General features: G+C 41.0%; 14 protein-coding genes. 12 read left to right on the forward strand and 2 right to left on the reverse strand.

The window, feature by feature from the left end; genetic code table 11:
- Nucleotides 1-158 precede the first annotated feature (158 nt).
- The 10 genes from nuoL to TR08_RS13055 all read left to right on the forward strand — a co-directional run bounded on the left by nuoL (nt 159) and on the right by TR08_RS13055 (nt 14,125).
- Nucleotides 159-2,021 (forward strand): NADH-quinone oxidoreductase subunit L, encoded by a 1,863-nt coding sequence (nuoL, locus tag TR08_RS13010; RefSeq protein ID WP_045518737.1) that lies wholly within the window; start codon nt 159-161, stop codon nt 2,019-2,021.
- On the forward strand, nt 2,022-3,530 hold the full coding sequence (locus tag TR08_RS13015; protein ID WP_045518738.1) for an NADH-quinone oxidoreductase subunit M: 1,509 nt from the start codon (nt 2,022-2,024) through the stop codon (nt 3,528-3,530).
- 6 nt (nt 3,531-3,536) lie between these two features.
- Nucleotides 3,537-5,054, forward strand: coding sequence for an NADH-quinone oxidoreductase subunit NuoN (gene nuoN / locus TR08_RS13020; RefSeq protein WP_045518739.1), 1,518 nt, complete (start codon nt 3,537-3,539; stop codon nt 5,052-5,054).
- A gap of 283 nt (nt 5,055-5,337) precedes the next feature.
- On the forward strand, nt 5,338-5,595 hold the full coding sequence (locus tag TR08_RS13025) for a DUF1146 family protein (RefSeq protein ID WP_045518741.1): 258 nt from the start codon (nt 5,338-5,340) through the stop codon (nt 5,593-5,595).
- A gap of 299 nt (nt 5,596-5,894) precedes the next feature.
- Complete coding sequence (locus TR08_RS13030; protein WP_045518743.1) at nt 5,895-6,641, forward strand: YwmB family TATA-box binding protein; 747 nt, start codon at nt 5,895-5,897, stop codon at nt 6,639-6,641.
- 32 nt (nt 6,642-6,673) lie between these two features.
- Nucleotides 6,674-7,984, forward strand: a complete 1,311-nt coding sequence (gene murA, locus TR08_RS13035) for a UDP-N-acetylglucosamine 1-carboxyvinyltransferase (protein ID WP_045518745.1) — start codon at nt 6,674-6,676, stop codon at nt 7,982-7,984.
- 186 nt (nt 7,985-8,170) lie between these two features.
- On the forward strand, nt 8,171-9,205 hold the full coding sequence (gene spoIID, locus TR08_RS13040) for a stage II sporulation protein D (RefSeq protein WP_045518747.1): 1,035 nt from the start codon (nt 8,171-8,173) through the stop codon (nt 9,203-9,205).
- A gap of 350 nt (nt 9,206-9,555) precedes the next feature.
- Nucleotides 9,556-10,395: a BglG family transcription antiterminator LicT gene (gene licT / locus TR08_RS13045; protein WP_045518749.1), complete on the forward strand. Its 840-nt coding sequence runs from the start codon at nt 9,556-9,558 to the stop codon at nt 10,393-10,395.
- Nucleotides 10,396-10,753: 358 nt separating this feature from the next.
- Nucleotides 10,754-12,631, forward strand: coding sequence for a beta-glucoside-specific PTS transporter subunit IIABC (locus tag TR08_RS13050; protein WP_045518751.1), 1,878 nt, complete (start codon nt 10,754-10,756; stop codon nt 12,629-12,631).
- Nucleotides 12,632-12,709: 78 nt separating this feature from the next.
- Nucleotides 12,710-14,125 (forward strand): glycoside hydrolase family 1 protein, encoded by a 1,416-nt coding sequence (locus TR08_RS13055; RefSeq protein WP_045518753.1) that lies wholly within the window; start codon nt 12,710-12,712, stop codon nt 14,123-14,125.
- A gap of 302 nt (nt 14,126-14,427) precedes the next feature.
- Here TR08_RS13055 and TR08_RS13060 read toward each other — a convergent pair whose 3' ends face one another.
- Entirely contained in the window at nt 14,428-14,853 is a 426-nt protein-coding gene (locus tag TR08_RS13060) for a VanZ family protein (RefSeq protein ID WP_045518754.1), read from the reverse strand.
- A gap of 142 nt (nt 14,854-14,995) precedes the next feature.
- On the opposite strand from TR08_RS13060, the gene TR08_RS13065 reads away from it, so the two are divergent.
- Entirely contained in the window at nt 14,996-15,865 is an 870-nt protein-coding gene (locus TR08_RS13065) for a M23 family metallopeptidase (RefSeq protein ID WP_045518755.1), read from the forward strand.
- A gap of 203 nt (nt 15,866-16,068) precedes the next feature.
- Here TR08_RS13065 and TR08_RS13070 read toward each other — a convergent pair whose 3' ends face one another.
- Nucleotides 16,069-17,004, reverse strand: coding sequence for a substrate-binding domain-containing protein (locus TR08_RS13070; protein WP_045518757.1), 936 nt, complete (start codon nt 17,002-17,004; stop codon nt 16,069-16,071).
- Between the two features lie 155 nt (nt 17,005-17,159).
- Here TR08_RS13070 and modA point away from each other — a divergent pair, with 155 nt between their 5' ends.
- Nucleotides 17,160-17,969 carry a molybdate ABC transporter substrate-binding protein gene (modA, locus tag TR08_RS13075; RefSeq protein WP_045518758.1) on the forward strand — a complete coding sequence of 270 codons (810 nt, stop codon included), beginning with the start codon at nt 17,160-17,162 and terminating at the stop codon, nt 17,967-17,969.
- Nucleotides 17,970-17,975 lie beyond the last annotated feature (6 nt).

Consider the following 17,975-nt stretch of genomic DNA (forward strand, 5'->3'; position numbering starts at 1 on the left):
AGGTTTCCAAAATTTTTTTCAACACTGCGGTGCCTGTCACCGCAAAAAGACACTGTCCGTCTCAGGTGGACAAATTGGTGATTATTGGTGTGCTTCCTCGATGGACAGTGTCCACGAGCGGTGACAGGCACCATTTTTAAAAAAAGGGGATTGTGATGATGATGGAAAATGCATGGATCATACCGCTTTTCCCGCTATTATCGTTTTTGATTCTTCTTCTATTTGGTAAGCGGCTGAAGGATGCGAGTGCGTACGTGGGTATTCTCGCAACGCTTGCTTCGCTTGTTTATTCGTTGTTGGTGTTGTTCGAGCGTTTCTCGGAACCAACGTTTAAAACTTCAACGGAGTGGCTCAGGATAGGAGATATTTCTTTAACAGCGGGCTTTGAAGTGAATCAATTGAATGCATTAATGCTAGTGATTGTCTCGCTCGTCAGCTTCCTGGTACATACATATTCAAAGGGATATATGCACGGGGATGAGCGGTTTCCAGTATTCTATGCCTATTTAGGATTATTTACGTTTGCGATGCTAGGTCTTGTCATCTCGCCAAACCTGCTGCAAACCTATATTTTCTGGGAGCTTGTCGGAGTCGGTTCCTTCCTCTTAATCGGATTCTATTTCTACAAAGTAGAAGCGAAGGCTGCGGCGAAAAAAGCGTTCATTATGACCCGTATCGGGGACGTTGGTCTCTTAATCGGGATGATTTTATTATTCTGGGAAACTAAAAGCTTTGAATACAGTGAGATTTTCCAAGCCGTTGAGGCTGGCGCTGTATCAAGTACGATGATTACCTTAACAGCGATCCTAATCTTCATTGGTGCTGTTGGTAAATCAGGTCAGTTCCCGCTGCACACATGGTTACCGGACGCGATGGAAGGTCCGACACCTGTTTCCGCATTAATCCATGCGGCGACAATGGTTGCTGCCGGGGTTTATTTAGTTGCTACACTATTCCCGCTGTTTGCAGCGAGTGAAACAGCACTGTTAACGATTGCGATTATCGGTGCGTTTACAGCGATTTTCGCAGCCAGCATTGGTCTTGTACAAACAGATATTAAACGTGTATTAGCGTACTCAACCGTATCTCAGCTAGGCTATATGATGCTTGCATTAGGGTCAGCTGGCTATGTGGCTGGTGTCTTCCACCTGATGACACATGCTTTCTTCAAGGCATTGCTATTCTTAGCAGCAGGAAGCGTGATTCATGCGGTACACACACAGAATATCGAAGAAATGGGCGGTCTTTGGAAAAAGCTAAAGCTTACCGCACCACTATTCTTAATCGGAACACTTGCCATCAGCGGTGTACCACTGTTTTCAGGGTTCTTCAGTAAAGATGAAATTCTAATCGCAGCCTGGGAAGGCGGACATCCAGTCCTTTTCTTACTAGCGCTTGCAGCAGCATTCATGACTGCTTTTTATATGTTCCGCTTGTTCTTCATGGTTTTCACAGGAGAAGCGAGAACACCAATGAAAAATGTTCACGAATCACCATCGATGATGACAATCCCAATGATTGTTCTTGGCGTGTTAGCGATCATCGCTGGTTACGTCCAAACACCATTTAATCACAACCTTGGTGAATGGCTCGTTGATGGAAACGAAGCACTTGGACATGGACATATCGAAGGTCCAATTTGGATAATGATTGCGGCAACGGTTGTTTCCTTAGCGGGAATCTATCTTGCGTACTTGATTTACTACAAGCGTTCGGTCGCACGCAACTGGCTCTCAGGCAGCGGCGATACGTTGCATACAATATTAATCAACAAATATTACATCGACGAATTTTATCAAATGTCAGTGGTGGCAGTCACTAAAGGTATCAGCTACTTCTTACGCTTCATTGATGTCTTCCTAGTTGAAGGAATCATGAAAGGTGTAGCAGTGATTGTTCAAGGACTTGGAGCAGCAGGATCGAAGCTGCAATCCGGTCAAACACAAACATATGCTGCAGTGGCATTTATTGGCCTAGCACTACTTGCGGTCATCTTCGTGTTAACAGGGGGGTACTTATAAATGGATCTTTCATTTGTTCTATCAATATTAGTATTCTCCCCGTTACTCGGCATTATCGTTTTAGCCTTCATGCCTAAAACAGAGGAAAAAACGATCAAAATCGTTGGTTTCCTAGCAACACTGCCTGCACTCATTACTGCAGTCGGGCTTTATCTTCATTACCTAGCGGGCAAGGATTTGAGCGACTTTGACGTGGCAAAGGAATGGATTACCTTCGGCGGACTTCAAGGTGCTGAAGCTGGATTCTGGGCAGTAAACTATGAACTTGGCGTTAGCGGCTTCACTATGCTTTTAGTCGTACTAACAGCCGTCGTAGCAACTCTCGCAGCGATTGCCTCCATTTATATTAAACACGAATGGAAAGGCTACTTCATGCTGTTCCTATTGTTAGAAATCGGAATGCTCGGAGTATTTACCGCTGAAAACTTAATTCTATTTTTCTTATTCTTTGAAATTACCTTAATCCCAACCTTCTTCTTAATCGGAAAATGGGGTTATTTTGAAAAAGAAAAAGCTGCTTACAGCTTCTTAATCTATAATGGTCTAGGCTCAGCTGTACTGTTAATCGTGATTATGATTCTGTTCGCGAAAACAGGAACAACCAATATTGAAATGCTGACACAGATCATGAGCGATCCAAATGTTCCGATTACGAGTGGTTTAAAATTAGGCTTATTGATTGCACTCTTAGTCGCTTTTGGCGTTAAGCTGCCAATCTTCCCGTTACACAGCTGGATGCTTCGTGTCCACGTACAAGCGCCGCCATCGATTGTTATGATTCACTCTGGTATTCTATTGAAAATCGGTGCGTACGGCTTAATCCGCTTTGGAATGGGAATTTTTCCGGAGCAGTTTGAAATACTTGCGGTATTGCTAGCTATTCTCGGAGTGGTAAACCTTCTCTACGGAGCATTCCTAGCGTTCATTCAAACAGACTTTAAAATGGTTTTGGCTTACTCTTCGATTTCTCATATGGGAATCGTGTTAATCGGGTTAGCGGCAATGAATGAGGCAGGAGTGCAGGGAGCAATTTTCCAAGTGGTTTCCCACGGTTTAATCTCAGCGCTATTGTTCTTCTTAGTCGGTGCCTTCTATGAGCGCACAGACACGTCTCTTATGGAAAACCTTGGCGGAATGGCAAAGGGAATGCCGATTGCCTCTGGCTTCTTGCTTGCAGGCGCATTGGCTTCGCTGGGATTGCCAGGGATGTCCGGATTCGTCAGTGAATTTATGGCATTCTTAGGGTTATTTGAAGAAATGCCTTGGATTGCGGCAGTCGGAACGATCGGGATTATCATGACCGCTGTTTATTTATTACGTGCCGTGCTCGGCATTACGTATGGACAATCACACCGTGAATTTACAGGCGTCGTCGATATCAAAGGCGTCGAATGGGTTCCGGTACTCGTGCTTGTTGGTTTAATCGTATTAATCGGAGTCGTACCAAGCGTTCTAAGCTCACCGCTTCAAGCCACACTTGAAACGATTATGCTAGGGTTAGGAGGGTGATGAAGGATGAGTCTTGAGGAATTAACATCATATAACTGGGGCATCATGACACCAGAGTTCATCATCGTTGGTGTTGCAGCGCTTCTCACATTGATAGATTTATTTATGCCGAAAAAACAAGACCGCCGAATCCTCGGCTGGATCGCAATCATGGCTGTAGGTGCTGCCATGGTATCCCTAGCTGGACTACTTGGTGCAGCGCCTGAATCAATTTTAGAGGATACTTTCCGTCTTGATTCTTTTGGAAAAGCATTTAAATTCCTTCTGCTTGCAGGGGGGGCGCTTGTATTATTTTTAGCTGTCTCTTACAAGGCTGATGAGGGGATGGAAGAATACCGCGGTGAATTTTATTATTTATTCCTAACCGGATTACTCGGCGGAATGATCATGACATCCAGCGGTGACTTAATCACGTTATTTATCGGTCTTGAGTTGTTATCTATTTCTTCTTATATTCTAGCGGGTATTCGCAAGCACAACTTGCAATCAAACGAGTCGGCAATGAAATACGTCATCAACGGCAGTATTGCCACCGCGATTACTTTGTTTGGATTGAGCTATGTATATGGCTTAACTGGCACAACGAACTTGTTAGCGATAGCTGGGACGCTTCAGGCGTTAGCTGACGCACAGCATGCTTATTTGCTAGGACTGGCATTCTTGATGATATTCGTAGGGTTAGCCTTTAAATTGGCTGCCGCACCGTTCCACATGTGGGCGCCAGACGTGTATCAAGGTGCACCAACACCGGTTACAGCATTCTTGAGCGTTGTTTCGAAAACAGCAGGCTTTGTGATTGTGGCTCGTATTTTGATTTCTGTTTTTGCAGTAGCGGCTACAGAAGGTCCAGGATCGATTCCGATTCTTTATAATATGCAGGACTATATTGCGGTCGTTGCTGGAGCTACGATGATCATCGGAAACGTGGTTGCTCTTAAACAAAGCAATATTAAAAGAATGTTTGCCTACTCAAGTATTGCCCACGCCGGTTACATTCTTGTGGCGTTCACGACACTGAGCTCGAACTTCTTTTACAGTGTTTGGTTCTATTTATTAGCTTACTTGTTCATGAACCTTGGTGCTTTTGCTATCATCCAATTAGTGGAGGCAAAAACAGGTTCAACGAGAATTGCTGATTTCGCAGGGTTGTATCGACGTTCACCGATTTTGGCAGTGGTAATGGGGATCTTGTTAATTGCTTTAGCCGGTTTCCCAGGAACAGCAGGCTTCATCGGAAAGTTGAACATTTTTATCGGCGCCTTTATGGTTCAGGAACCGCATTATGTATTAGCGTCCGTCATGATTGCCACAACGGTAGTTTCGTATTTTTACTATTTTGGTATCATGACGCAAATGTTCTTCCGCCCAGCAGCGGACGACAGCAAGTTTACGAAAATTCCAGTTGGAATCGTGGTTGTCTTAATTATCACCGTCGCAGCGTCTATACTGTTGGGAGTGTTCCCAGACATCGCCATCGACTTCGTGAACGAAAACTTCAACCAATTCGCAGACTTTTTACAATAGACCGGCAACTTTGGGGGAAGAACCCGGTCTTGGTCAACATAGAGGGGTAACGATATAAAGTGAAAGAAGAGGCAAAGGCGCCCTCTTCTTTTTTTCTTTATGCACTTAATTTATGCATAAAGGCAGTTTTTTGCATAAACGGTGACAGGCACCGAAAAGTGTCACAAAATAGACACAATTACAATCCGAAGAAATATTACAATTATTACAGAAAATGAAACCTTTTACGATTTCAACCGTCAGTATGGTAGAATGTTTTTTGGTCTTAAAAGGAGGTCAATGGATGGTTGAGGATTTTGGACAAATTGCTTTGCTAAGTATTTTCTCACACCTGGTGTTTATTGCATTGGCGTGGTGGGCGCTGCAGTCGATTCGCTTAGATAAGCTGCTGAAACCGAACCATGTGTTCCAAGCACGATTACTTTATATATTGTTGGCCATTATCATCGGATCATCGGTTAGTAATTTTTTCCTGGACTACCTTCAATGGTCAAGGCAGCTGCCTTTAATTTTACAATACATACAATTGGTAAAAATTTAGGTCTTCATACATGTATCTTTTTCAGAGAAAATTGAGTACAATTCTCTTTGTGTGAAAAAAAAGTGCAATCTGAATGAAAAAGCTAGCAGCTTAGAAAATAGATAGAAATACGTTTAGGCAATGCGAAACATTTAAATGTGAAGAACATCACGCAAAAATTTGTACCTATCTAACGAAGGAAAATAGGTAATTTTTAAAAAAAGATCTTCTGATTCAAAAAGCTTGTCCAAAAGTGTCGACATTTCCCAAGTATGCTATGCCTCCCCTTGGTAACAATGGTAGTAAGGGGGAGAGTAGAGATGAAGAGAAAAACAAAAGTACTTTTGATTATAAGCGTGATGATAATGGTTGGTTGGATGGCGGTGCTGGGGAGTTCGATGACCCGTGCAGCCGATGACCTGGATTTATTGAAAATCGCAGGTGTTTTTCAAACAGAAGATATTTTGCTCGAAGAATGGTCGTTTTATGCAAGGGAGCATTTGGTTGACCTGAATACAGAAAAAGAAGTGCAGGAATATGTGAAGGAGCTTCAGCAAAAGTTTCCAGGTTGGAATTGGTCCACAAGTAAGACCAGCGACAAATGGGAAGTAACAGCAGTATCTCCGACTTCTAAACACCACACAGAAATGCTTCAAATTATGGCAACCCACACAATACAACCTGTTAATGCGTATATAGTATATAGGGTCAGTGGTAACGAGTGGAATAAGGAGATGGAGTCCTTTTTCACAAATGATCCATTGGAAAATAGGATATCTGACATATTTCGGGGGAATCCAACAATTTTCTCTGGTATGAAGGGTAGCATAAGTGATAAGATGGATATTGCTATACCAACTATTGCAAATGATTTATTGGAAGTTTTTGATGGGAAAGAAATCGAAGCGTTAAAAGAGGATACGTTCATGTCTGTATCGGCGAACTCGCCAATGTTTTCAGACTCCATAGCGCAGGACATGAATTTACAAATTGGCATACGCTCCGAAGGATTGGGCGGCAAGACTACCATCGTAGTTGGCACACCAATCATTACGATTGAATATTAATATAGAGAAAATGGACGCGGAGGGGAATACTCTTGGAAAAGATCATCGTCCGCGGCGGACAAAGGCTTAATGGATCGGTTAAAGTAGAAGGTGCAAAAAATGCGGTCCTGCCTGTACTCGCTGCCACATTATTAGCAAGTGACGGAAAAAGTGTAATTCGTGATGTACCTACACTCTCCGATGTATACACAATTAATGAAGTATTGCGCAACTTGAATGCGGAAGTTGCCTTTAACAATAATACAGTTGTCGTTGATGCATCAAGGGTGTTGAAAGAAGAAGCGCCGTTCGAATATGTTCGGAAAATGCGTGCATCTGTCCTCGTGATGGGTTCCTTATTGGCACGCAATGGTCGTGCTCGTGTGGCCCTGCCAGGCGGATGTGCGATTGGTTCTAGACCGATTGACCAGCACCTTAAGGGCTTTGAAGCTATGGGTGCTAAGGTTAAAGTAGGAAATGGTTTTATCGAAGCGGAGGTTGATGGCCGCTTAAAGGGAGCAAAGATATACTTGGATTTCCCAAGTGTTGGTGCAACTGAAAATATCATGATGGCTGCCACTCTTGCACAGGGTACTACTATCATTGAGAACGTAGCGAAGGAACCAGAAATCGTTGACCTCGCTAACTTCTTGAATAAAATGGGCGCAAATGTCCGAGGCGCAGGCACGGGCACTCTTCGTATTGAAGGTGTAGATGTACTGTTTGGCGCTGAACATCATATTATTCCTGACCGGATTGAAGCGGGAACCTTTATGGTTGCTGGTGCAATTACGGGCGGAAATGTATTTGTACAAGGTGCAGTGCCTGAACACCTATCTTCCTTAATTGCAAAAATGGAGGAAATGGGCGTTACGATTATTGAGGAAAATGATGGCGTTCGTGTCATCGGTCCTGAAAAGCTCAAGGCAGTTGATATTAAAACCATGCCTCATCCAGGATTCCCAACCGATATGCAATCACAAATGATGGCTCTCCTGCTTCGTGCAGAAGGCACATCTATGATTACCGAAACGGTTTTCGAAAACCGCTTCATGCACGTGGAAGAATTCCGTCGGATGAATGCTGATATCAAAATTGAAGGGCGTTCTGTTATTTTAAACGGACCTTCTAACTTACAAGGTGCAGAAGTTTCAGCAACAGATCTTCGTGCAGCTGCCGCTCTGATTTTAACAGGGTTGGTTTCTGATGGTAATACTCGCGTAACCGAGTTAAAGCATTTAGACCGTGGTTATGTGAATTTCCATGGAAAGCTAGCATCTTTAGGCGCAGATATCGAACGCGTGAAGGAAGCGGAAGAAAGTTTTACAGAAGTGGAAAGTTTTATTACCGATTTGAACGCTTAATTTCATAAATAATAACGAGCCGAAGAGGGTATCTAGTGGGATGCATTCTTCGGTTTTTTATTATATATTGTTTTTGGAAAATTCAGTTATCTTTTTTTAGTCATAAATGCTTGTCCGCCTCCATATGATGGAATGAGAAAGCAGCCCAAGAAAGGGTGCATAAATTTCATAATTGGAGGCTCCTACATGAAAAAATTCAAACCACTCATCCTACTAGCGTCATTCTTATTTGCCCTCACCTTACTCATTCCAGCGATTTTAGTGTTACCCTTTGGAGATGGAAAGGTAAGCGGTAAATTAGGTGAAAACCTATCCAACAAGGCCCCAAATAGCGAAAATGCTAACAATTCTACATCAGACGCTGCAGTTGAAGTCGCGGTTTACCGCTCCACTAAAGGGCAAATCGATAACGTTCCACTAGAAGAATACCTGGTTGGGGTGGTGGCAGCTGAAATGCCGGTCGAATTCAAGGAGGAAGCCTTGAAGGCACAAGCCCTGACAGCGAGAACCTATATCGTTAAAAAAATGCTTAGCAAAGACGACTTAGGCGTTCCAGAAGGTGCACAGGTGACGGATACGCAAATCCACCAGGTTTACCTCAGCGAAGAGCAAATGAGAAATAACTGGGGAATGGAGTTTGAATCGAACTACGCGAAAATCCTTGCTGCAGTGAGGGCAACGAGTGGGCAGATCTTGACATATGATGGTCAGGCAATCGACGCCTCCTTCTTCTCCACCAGCAATGGCTACACCGAAAACTCTGAGGACTACTGGTCCAATGAAATGCCTTACCTGCGTAGTGTATCAAGCCCATGGGACAAAAATTCTCCTAAATTTAATTCTATTAAGGAAGTGACCGTCAAACAATTTGAATCGGCACTCGGCGTAAAGGTTGGGTCCAGCGTGACGATTGGAAAAATAGTTGAGCGCACCACCGGAAAGCGTGTCGCCAAAGTGGATTTTAGTGGCAAGGTCCTGACCGGTAAAGAAATTCGCGAAAAATTGGATTTAAGGTCGTCGGACTTTGATTGGGAACGGAAAGGTAACAGCATTGTGATCACGACTCGCGGCTTCGGACACGGCGTCGGCATGAGCCAATACGGCGCAAACGGCATGGCCGCCGATGGGAAAGACTATCAAGATATTGTGAAGCATTACTATCAGGGTGTTGAAGTAACAAACGCAGAGAGTATGCTAGCGACGATTACTGCGCAGAAATAGCTTGTTTGTGGAGAGCCAGGCCTTTGGGGGTCTGGCTTTTTCATGGGTTGGATCGTAAACTGGAGGATTTGGCACGTAAAGCTATAAATCGACAGGTAAGCAAATTTTTCCAAAAAGAGGTCATTATTTGAATCTGGGATTCAGGATTGAGACTTTAGAACCGCTTCAAACTAAAGACAACAAAATCTTTACTAACCTATATCCTTTTTAGATTCAAAAATTGGACAAACAATTCTCATAGTATAACTATTGACCTCCATCACGAATGTAGATAATATAATCTATCAGGATAGTTTGTTTTGAGTAAAATTAATCGATAACTATTGCAAGGTGAGAGAGGTGAAAATAACATGAAAATCCATAAGGTGATTAATAACAATGTTATTAGTGTGATCGATGAGCATAATCAGGAGAATGTGATGATGGGCAGGGGGCTCGCTTTTAAAAAGAAGCCTGGTGATCCAGTGGATGAAGCCAATATTGAAAAGGTTTTTAAAATGGAAAACAAGGATGTCTCGGAACGGTTTAAGACGTTGCTTTATGAAATTCCAATAGAGTACATGGAAATAGCCGATTCCATTATCGACTATGGCAAAACTGCGCTTGGCAAGAAGTTGAATGAAAGCATTTATGTTTCGTTGACGGACCATATTCATTTTGCAGTAGAAAGGCATGAGCGGGGGCTTAATATTAAAAATGCTTTGCTATGGGAGATCAAGAGACTCTACCGTGAAGAATACACTGTTGGTAAAGAGGCATTAAACATTATCCAGGAAAAATTGGGCATTTTACTTCCTGAAGATGAAGCTGGCTTTATCGCCCTTCACTTTGTAAATGCAGAATTAAACGAAGAAATGACAAATATTGTGAATATCACAAAAGTTATTCAAGAGGTTTTAACCATTGTGAAATATCATTTGCAAATAGAATTTGATGAAGAATCATTAATATATTATCGATTCGTGACACATCTTAAATTTTTTGCACAAAGGATGTTTAGTCAGAATTACATGAATGGTGAAGATGATTTTCTTTTTAAAGTAGTGAAGGAGAAGTATAAGGATTCCTACTCCTGTACCGAAAAAATAAGAGAATTTATCGAAAAAAAATATCAGTATGAGCTTTCGAACGAAGAAATGCTCTATTTAACCCTTCATATCGCTAGAATCGTATCAAAGCTGGAACCTTAAAAAAAATTCTATGAAAGCGTTGACAGGGGAAATAAGAGATGGTACTCTATGAATATAAATTTCATATCCTTAATTTATTAGGATTGTTACTGGTTAAGCAGGCAAAACCTAAATTACCGTCTCTCATTGCTAGAGGTGTGTAGTTTAGGTTTTTTTATTTGCCAAACAGGTATCCTAAACCTGATCCGGACAGGAAAGGAATGCCGCCGGTAAGTGATTAGAAAAGTAAATAATGTGATACAGGATTGTTACTGGTCAAGCAGGCAAAACCTAGGTCGCGAAAAAATCGTAGGGCAGTCATGTCTTCTATTTTTCCAGCGGCTTAGGTTTTTTATTTTTTAAAAAAGAGGTGTTAACTATGTCAAAGAACGAAAAATTAGCAAAAGAAATATTACAGCTGGTTGGCAGCGAAGAGAATGTCAACTCTCTTGTACACTGTGCAACTAGACTCCGTTTTGGATTAAAGGATAAATCAAAAGCAAATAAAGCAAAGTTAGAAAAAACAGATGGTGTCATCACTGTGAAGGAGAGCGGTGGACAGTTTCAGGTTGTGGTTGGGAACAATGTTCCTGAAGTGTTTGCTGAAATTGGTAAAATTTCAAATATCACAAAGGATTCAAAAAATGCTTCAGTGAAAGACTGTGGGGAAAAGGGTAATATTTTGGGTAAAGCAGTAGATATCGTATCAAGTATTTTCGCGCCGCTGCTTGGTGTAATGGCGGGTGCCGGTATCCTAAAAGGTTTATTATTAATTGCGGTGAACTTAGGCTGGATAGTTAATACTGATCCCACTTATACGATTTTATACGCCGCAGCAGATGCATTGTTTTACTTCTTACCAGTGTTATTAGCGGTAACCACTGCACGTAAATTCGGCGGAAATATCTTCGTTGCCTTAACAATTGCGGGTGCATTATTGTATCCATCGATTGTAACGTTAAAAACACAGGCGGCTGAAGGTTTAGATGTAAACTTCCTTGGAATTCCAGTGGTGATGATGAGCTACTCGTCAACGGTTATTCCAATCATTCTTTCCATCTTTGTTATGAGTAAGCTTGATAAGTTCTTTAATGCAAAGCTTCATGATAGTATTAAAAACTTCTTAACGCCTTTAATCTTACTAGTTATTATGGTGCCACTAACTTTAATTGTATTTGGTCCAATCGGTGTAAGTGCTGGTAATGCAGTAGCAACAGTAATGGTAGCGGCTTTTGAATTTAATTCAATCTTAGCTGGTGCCATTATGGGTGCAAGCTGGCAGTTACTCGTTATGTTTGGTATCCACTGGGGATTGGTTCCAGTATTCATCAACAATATTGCAGTATACGGCAGAGACGGTGTAAAACCAGCTGTTACAGCCTCTGTATTTGCGCAAACTGGTGCTATGGTTGGGGTTATGTTAAAAACGAAAAACAAAAAGTTAAAAACATTAGCAGGTTCAGCTGCTATCACAGGTTTATTCGGCATCACAGAACCAGGGATTTACGGTGTAACATTACCGCTTAAAAAGCCATTCATCGCAGGAATCATCGGTGCCGCAATCGGCGGAGGTATCATCGGTTATGCAGGAACAAATGCATTTGCCTCTGGTGCCCCGGGATTATTAACACTGCCAATTTACTATGGGCCAGGCGGCGAAGGTTTTACAGGTTTAATTATTGGAATTGTCGTAGCATTCTTAGTGTCTGCAGGTCTTACGTATGTGTTAGGTTTTGAAGACCCAGTGGAAGAAGATATAACTGAAACAGAAAAAGCTGCTGCAAGTGAGCAAATCGTAAGTCCGTTAGCAGGTAAAGTTGTGGAATTGAAAAATGTATCTGACCCTGTATTCTCTTCAGATGCAATGGGCAAAGGAATTGCGATTGAACCAACTGTAGGGCGTGTGGTATCTCCAGTAAATGGAACCGTAGCAGTTGCTTACAAAACGAAGCATGCAATTGGACTTATTTCAGACCAAGGCGCGGAAATCTTAATCCATATCGGTCTTGATACTGTACAGCTTGAAGGCAAATATTTCACTTCTCACATTAAACAAGGTGACAAAGTGAGTATCGGCGATTTATTAGTAGAGTTTGATATTGAAAAAATCAAAGCTGAGGGCTACGAGGTAACAACACCAGTGATTATTACGAACACGAGCAAGTACTCGGATATTACCACTTCGAAAAAAGGAACTGTAGCAGAAAAGGAACCATTATTAATCCTGGATGTCCACAGTACAGAGAATATTGCCTAATTTTTTAAATCGAAAAAGGACATATGGCTTCAGACTGCAATCAGAGGTCATATGTTTTTAGAAAGAGAGGATTTCAATATGAAACATTTAATAGTAAAACCATTTCCAAAGGACTTTTTCTGGGGAGCATCAACATCCGCATATCAAGTAGAAGGAGCTTGGAATGAAGATGGAAAAGGACCATCAGTGATAGACATGCGCGAAAAATATCCAGAGGGCACAACGGATTATAAAGTAGCGAGTGATCATTACCATCGTTACCAAGAAGATGTAGCGTTAATGGCGGAGATGGGTTTTAAGGCATACCGGTTTTCAATTGCTTGGACACGAATTTTCCCGAATGGAACAGGCGATGTGAATATAAAGGGGATTGAATTCTATAGCAATTTAATCGACGAACTGATTAAATACGGTATTGAACCGATTGTCACGATGTACCACTTTGACTTGCCTTATGCGTTGCAAACTCGCGGCGGCTGGTCAAATCGTGGAACAATTGATGCATTTGTGGAATATGCAAAGGTTCTATTTGAAAACTACGGGGACCGTGTGAAATATTGGCTGACAATAAACGAACAAAACATGATGATTATGCACGGCAAAGCACTTGGTACACTAGACCCGAATTTAGAGGATCCAGATCGTGAACTTTATCAGCAAAATCATCATATGCTTGTGGCTCAGGCAAGGGTGATGGATGTATGTCATCAAACACTTCCGCAGGCAAAAATCGGACCTGCCCCAAATATTTCTTATATCTACCCTGCAAGCTCAAAGCCTGAGGATGTCTTGGCAGCACAAAACTTCAATGCAATCCGCAACTGGCTGTATTTAGATGCTGCGGTTTATGGACGATACAATAAGACAGCTTGGAGCTTTTTTGAAGAAAAAGGATACGTACCGGTAATCGAAGCGGGTGATATGGAAATTTTACAAAAAGCAAAGCCTGACTTTATTGCCTTTAATTATTATACGTCTAAAACGGTTGAGTCCAGCACTGGAGATGGCAATGATAAAAACGGTACCGGTGACCAGGAAATCGTAATCGGCGAATCAGGTGTCTATAAGGGACATAGCAATCCTAACCTACCAAAGAATGAGTTTGGCTGGGAAATTGACCCGATTGGTTTTCGAACAACGCTTCGTGAGGTTTATGACCGGTACCAGTTGCCGGTGATTATCACCGAAAACGGACTCGGTGCCTTCGATAAGGTAGAGGAGGACGGTTCCGTCCGGGATCCATATCGGATTGATTATTTGAAAAAACATATCGAGCAAATGCAGCTTGCGATTACAGATGGGGTAGAGGTATTTGGTTATTGCCCATGGTCAGCGATTGATTTAATTTCCACACACCAAGGCGCAAAGAAGCGTTATGGGTTTATTTTTGTCGATCGAGAAGAATATGATTTAAAAGAACTGAAGCGGATTCCGAAACAAAGCTTTTATTGGTACAAAGATGTGATTTCTACAAACGGAGAAAATTTGAGCTAAATCAACCTTCCGTATACCTAAGCCAGGCGGCCGCCTGGCTTTTTGGTGCAGGAATTGATTTGGCATTGGACCTGCCCCGTGTGCAAATTGAAATCTAAAACTGCCCACCACCAAAAAATTCACGATTATTTCCTTCTTATTAAACCTTCTATTACCAACGCAGAGGCACGCAAACTTCTACATATCAAATCTCGAAAAATTATCCATCAATTACTTTCAACCATGAATCTACCTTATGCAGGGAAGTTCAAAGACCGAGCTTATCACCAACCCACAAAAGAACCACCGCATTCATGCAGTGGCTACAATTTTCTCACTTTCCCTAACAACTTCCCAAGCCCGATAAATTTCCCTTTAAACAGCGCGCCGTATATAAAATAAAAGCAAACAGCGATTCCGGTGACGTCTTTTACGAGGTCAAACAAGGACGCTGAGCGATAAGGGTAGAATGACTGGTGAATCTCGTCCGTTAACCCGTAAAGTCCTGCTATGACGGCACAGAGGACGTTGAGCCCTGTGGTGAACGGACCTCGACGCGTGAGGAAGGCCAAAACTAGCAATACGTATAGAATGGCGAACTCTATTAAATGCAGGGATTCTTTGATGGTGCGATCAAGCCCTGAATCGGGGAGTTCGACGAAGTGATTGGATGGCAGACTCGACATAATCCAAATCGCGCTCATATAGAGAAACGGCAGGATTCGTAGGGTCCATTTTAAGACTTTCATAAAAATGTTCCTCCACAATAAAAATATTTTTAACAATGATGCATAAAAACTTCAGCACTTTCGAAAAATAAGTACAAAATTTTTTTTTACTAGTGTATATAATTCTACTTATCTGTTCAGAATGATTGCTGAGGTGATGAAAATGAGAGAGGAAGAAAACAAACGATCTTCTCAAGGTTCCAGCGTTAAACGCTTTTTCAAAAAGCGTTGGGTATTTCCAGCCATTTATATTGCAAGTGCAGCTATCATTCTGTCAGCCGTTCTTTGGTATCAAAGCAGTGACAATGCAACTGACAAGTACGATTACGAGTCTTCAGACCTAACGGGTAAAAAGAATGATACTCCAGCACTTGAAGTAAACTCAGCATTTGAAAACTTGAAAATGCCTGTGAAAAATCCAATGGATGCAGTTGTCAAAATGGAATTCTATGATTTCAACGCAAGTGAAGAAAAACAGGAAGCAGCATTAGTATTTTACAACAATCAATATGTTCCGCATACTGGTGTTGACTTCACATCCAAAGATGGCGAAACTTTCGAAGTAGTAGCTGCCCTAAGCGGAACAGTTACGAGAGTGGAAGAAGATGCTACCCTTGGTAATGTCATTGAAATCGAACACGATAAAGGTATTGTAACACAATATCAATCGGTTAAAGATGTGAAGGTTAAGGTTGGCGATAAAGTAAAACAAGAACAAGTTATTGCCATGGCTGGACAAAGCTTGTTTGATGAAGAATCTGGAACGCATGTACATTTTGAAATCCGTAAAGATGGTGTAGCTGTTAATCCGACTAAATTTTTCAACAAACCAATAAGCGAATTGCAGGACGAAACTACAACGGATCAAAATTCAGGAGATAAGAATGCGAAGCAACAAATGATAGAGGATCCTGCTAGTGATGAGGAAGCTCCTTCTAAAGAAGAAACTCCTTCTAAAGAGGATACTCCATCAGATGAAAAAACTCCATCCGATGACGAATCTTCTGAGTCTACAGATAAAACAAACTCTTAATAGTAACAAAGGGGAATATACTAACGGTTCCGTTCCCTATCGCAAACATTAAAAATGTAACCAAAAATGACTATCAAATTGTAAACTAATTTGATAGTCATTTTTTATTGATATATCAAGCCTTTTACATATTAGTGCTTAATTTTGTACTAGAAATTGTATATTAAAATGCTAGGGTACAATGACTGTTGTACCCCAACATTTTAATATGTTTCATAAATAATTTTTCCTGTCTGTGATGTATCATAATCTCCAAAAGAGTTAACTTCAGATTGAAACTGATTTGATGATAAAATTTCCTTTACAGTGCTTATAAGTCGTTCCGTTTCGGGGGTTTTTAGAATAACCAGGTCATACTGTTCTGTGATTAATGGAACAAAATCGACACTCACTATTTTTGCTGCTTTTTCAATTCCGACTCCTACATCTACTTTTCCAGCAGAGACAGCTGAAGCTACACTTATATGGTTGGTCTCTTCGTGCTCATAACCCTGAATGTTCCTAGAAGAAATCTCATTGATTCTGAGTTGTTCATCAAGAAGGATTCGTGCTCCTGATCCTTTTTCTCGATTAATGATTTTCAGATTTTCTCTTTTTAAATCAGTCCAAGAGGTGAGTTTTAAAGGGTTCCCCTTTTTAACGTAAAAACCTGCTTTTCTTGAAAGGAGGTTTATTAAAATAAAACGATATCCCACTAAAATTTTTTTTATATATGGTAGATTGTACTCGCCTGTATCCCCGTCAAACAGATGCAAGCTAACAATGTCACCTTCTCCATTGTACATAGAGATTAGACTGTTTAAACTTCCTGTAAAAGATCTTAATGGTTTATAGGTTGAATTTTTTTCGATGTGTTTACCTAGAATATCTAAAACTAGGTCTTGTCCACTAATGACAATGTTATGGGAATCCTTTGTATCGTTCCTGTGAGGATCTCCAACAGAGGGTGGGAATGTAGTATTCTGGTTCGTTTTATTATTTTTTATATAATTGTCCAAGTCTTTTGCATCAATTCTCATCTGTCTTCCTACACGGAATACAGGAATTTCCCCTTTTTTAACAAGGTCATAAAGGGTTAATTTCGATACCTTTAAAAGCTGTGACACTTCTTCAATCGTATAGGAAAGCTCATTTGACATTTACATCCCTCCATCATTTATTTTAACTTACTGCCTATTAAAAAGTATATTCCAGATAAAAAAATGACAAATGTGATTTTTGTTCTACTCAATTTAGTTATAACTAGTTATAATTAATTATATCTAGTTATAACTAAATTGAAAGGGAGGGTAATATGAAAAAAAATAATGTTATCATCTACTTGATGATGCTATTATTATTGGTCCTGTCTGGGTGTTCAGCCAATGAACAAACAAAAAAGCCAGTAGAGCAGAAACAAGAAGTTTCTGAAAAGAAAGTGGAGTTGACGATTTCAGCAGCTGCTAGTTTACAAGATGCATTAAATGAGATTACAGCAACCTTTGAGAAGGAACATTCTAATGTGAAAGTAAACTATAACTTCGGAGCTTCAGGAGCACTTCAACAACAAATTTCTCAGGGAGCACCTGTGGATCTTTTCTTCTCTGCCGCTGAGGACAAATTTGATAAACTGGTGCAAGACGGAATAATCGAAGAGGCAAAAGGAACAGATCTAGTTGGAAATGAACTAGTATTAGTGGTACCAAACGATTCAAAAAAAGAGATTAAAACATTCGAGGACCTTACCAAAACAGATAAAATTTCCATTGGTACCCCTGAGGCTGTACCTGCAGGACAATATGCGAAGGAAACATTAGAAAAATTAAATGTTTGGACAGCGATTGAAGGAAAAGTGGTATATGCCAAGGATGTACGGCAGGTGCTTACATATGTAGAGACGAACAATGTGGACGCAGGAATTGTTTATAAAACAGATGCTTTGCTTTCAAAAAAGGTGAAAATTATTGCAACCGCAGAGGATAATACTCATGCCCCTATTATTTATCCTTTAGGTGTGATTAAGGACAGCAAGTATCCTAAAGAAGCCCAACTATTCTATGATTATCTTCAAAATGAAACATCAATGAAGACACTAGAGAAGTATGGTTTTAAAGGATTAAATTAATAGACA

Origin of the sequence: Neobacillus niacini, assembly GCF_000759675.1 — a bacterium.
Classification (GTDB): Bacteria; Bacillota; Bacilli; order Bacillales; family Cytobacillaceae; genus Neobacillus; species Neobacillus niacini_A.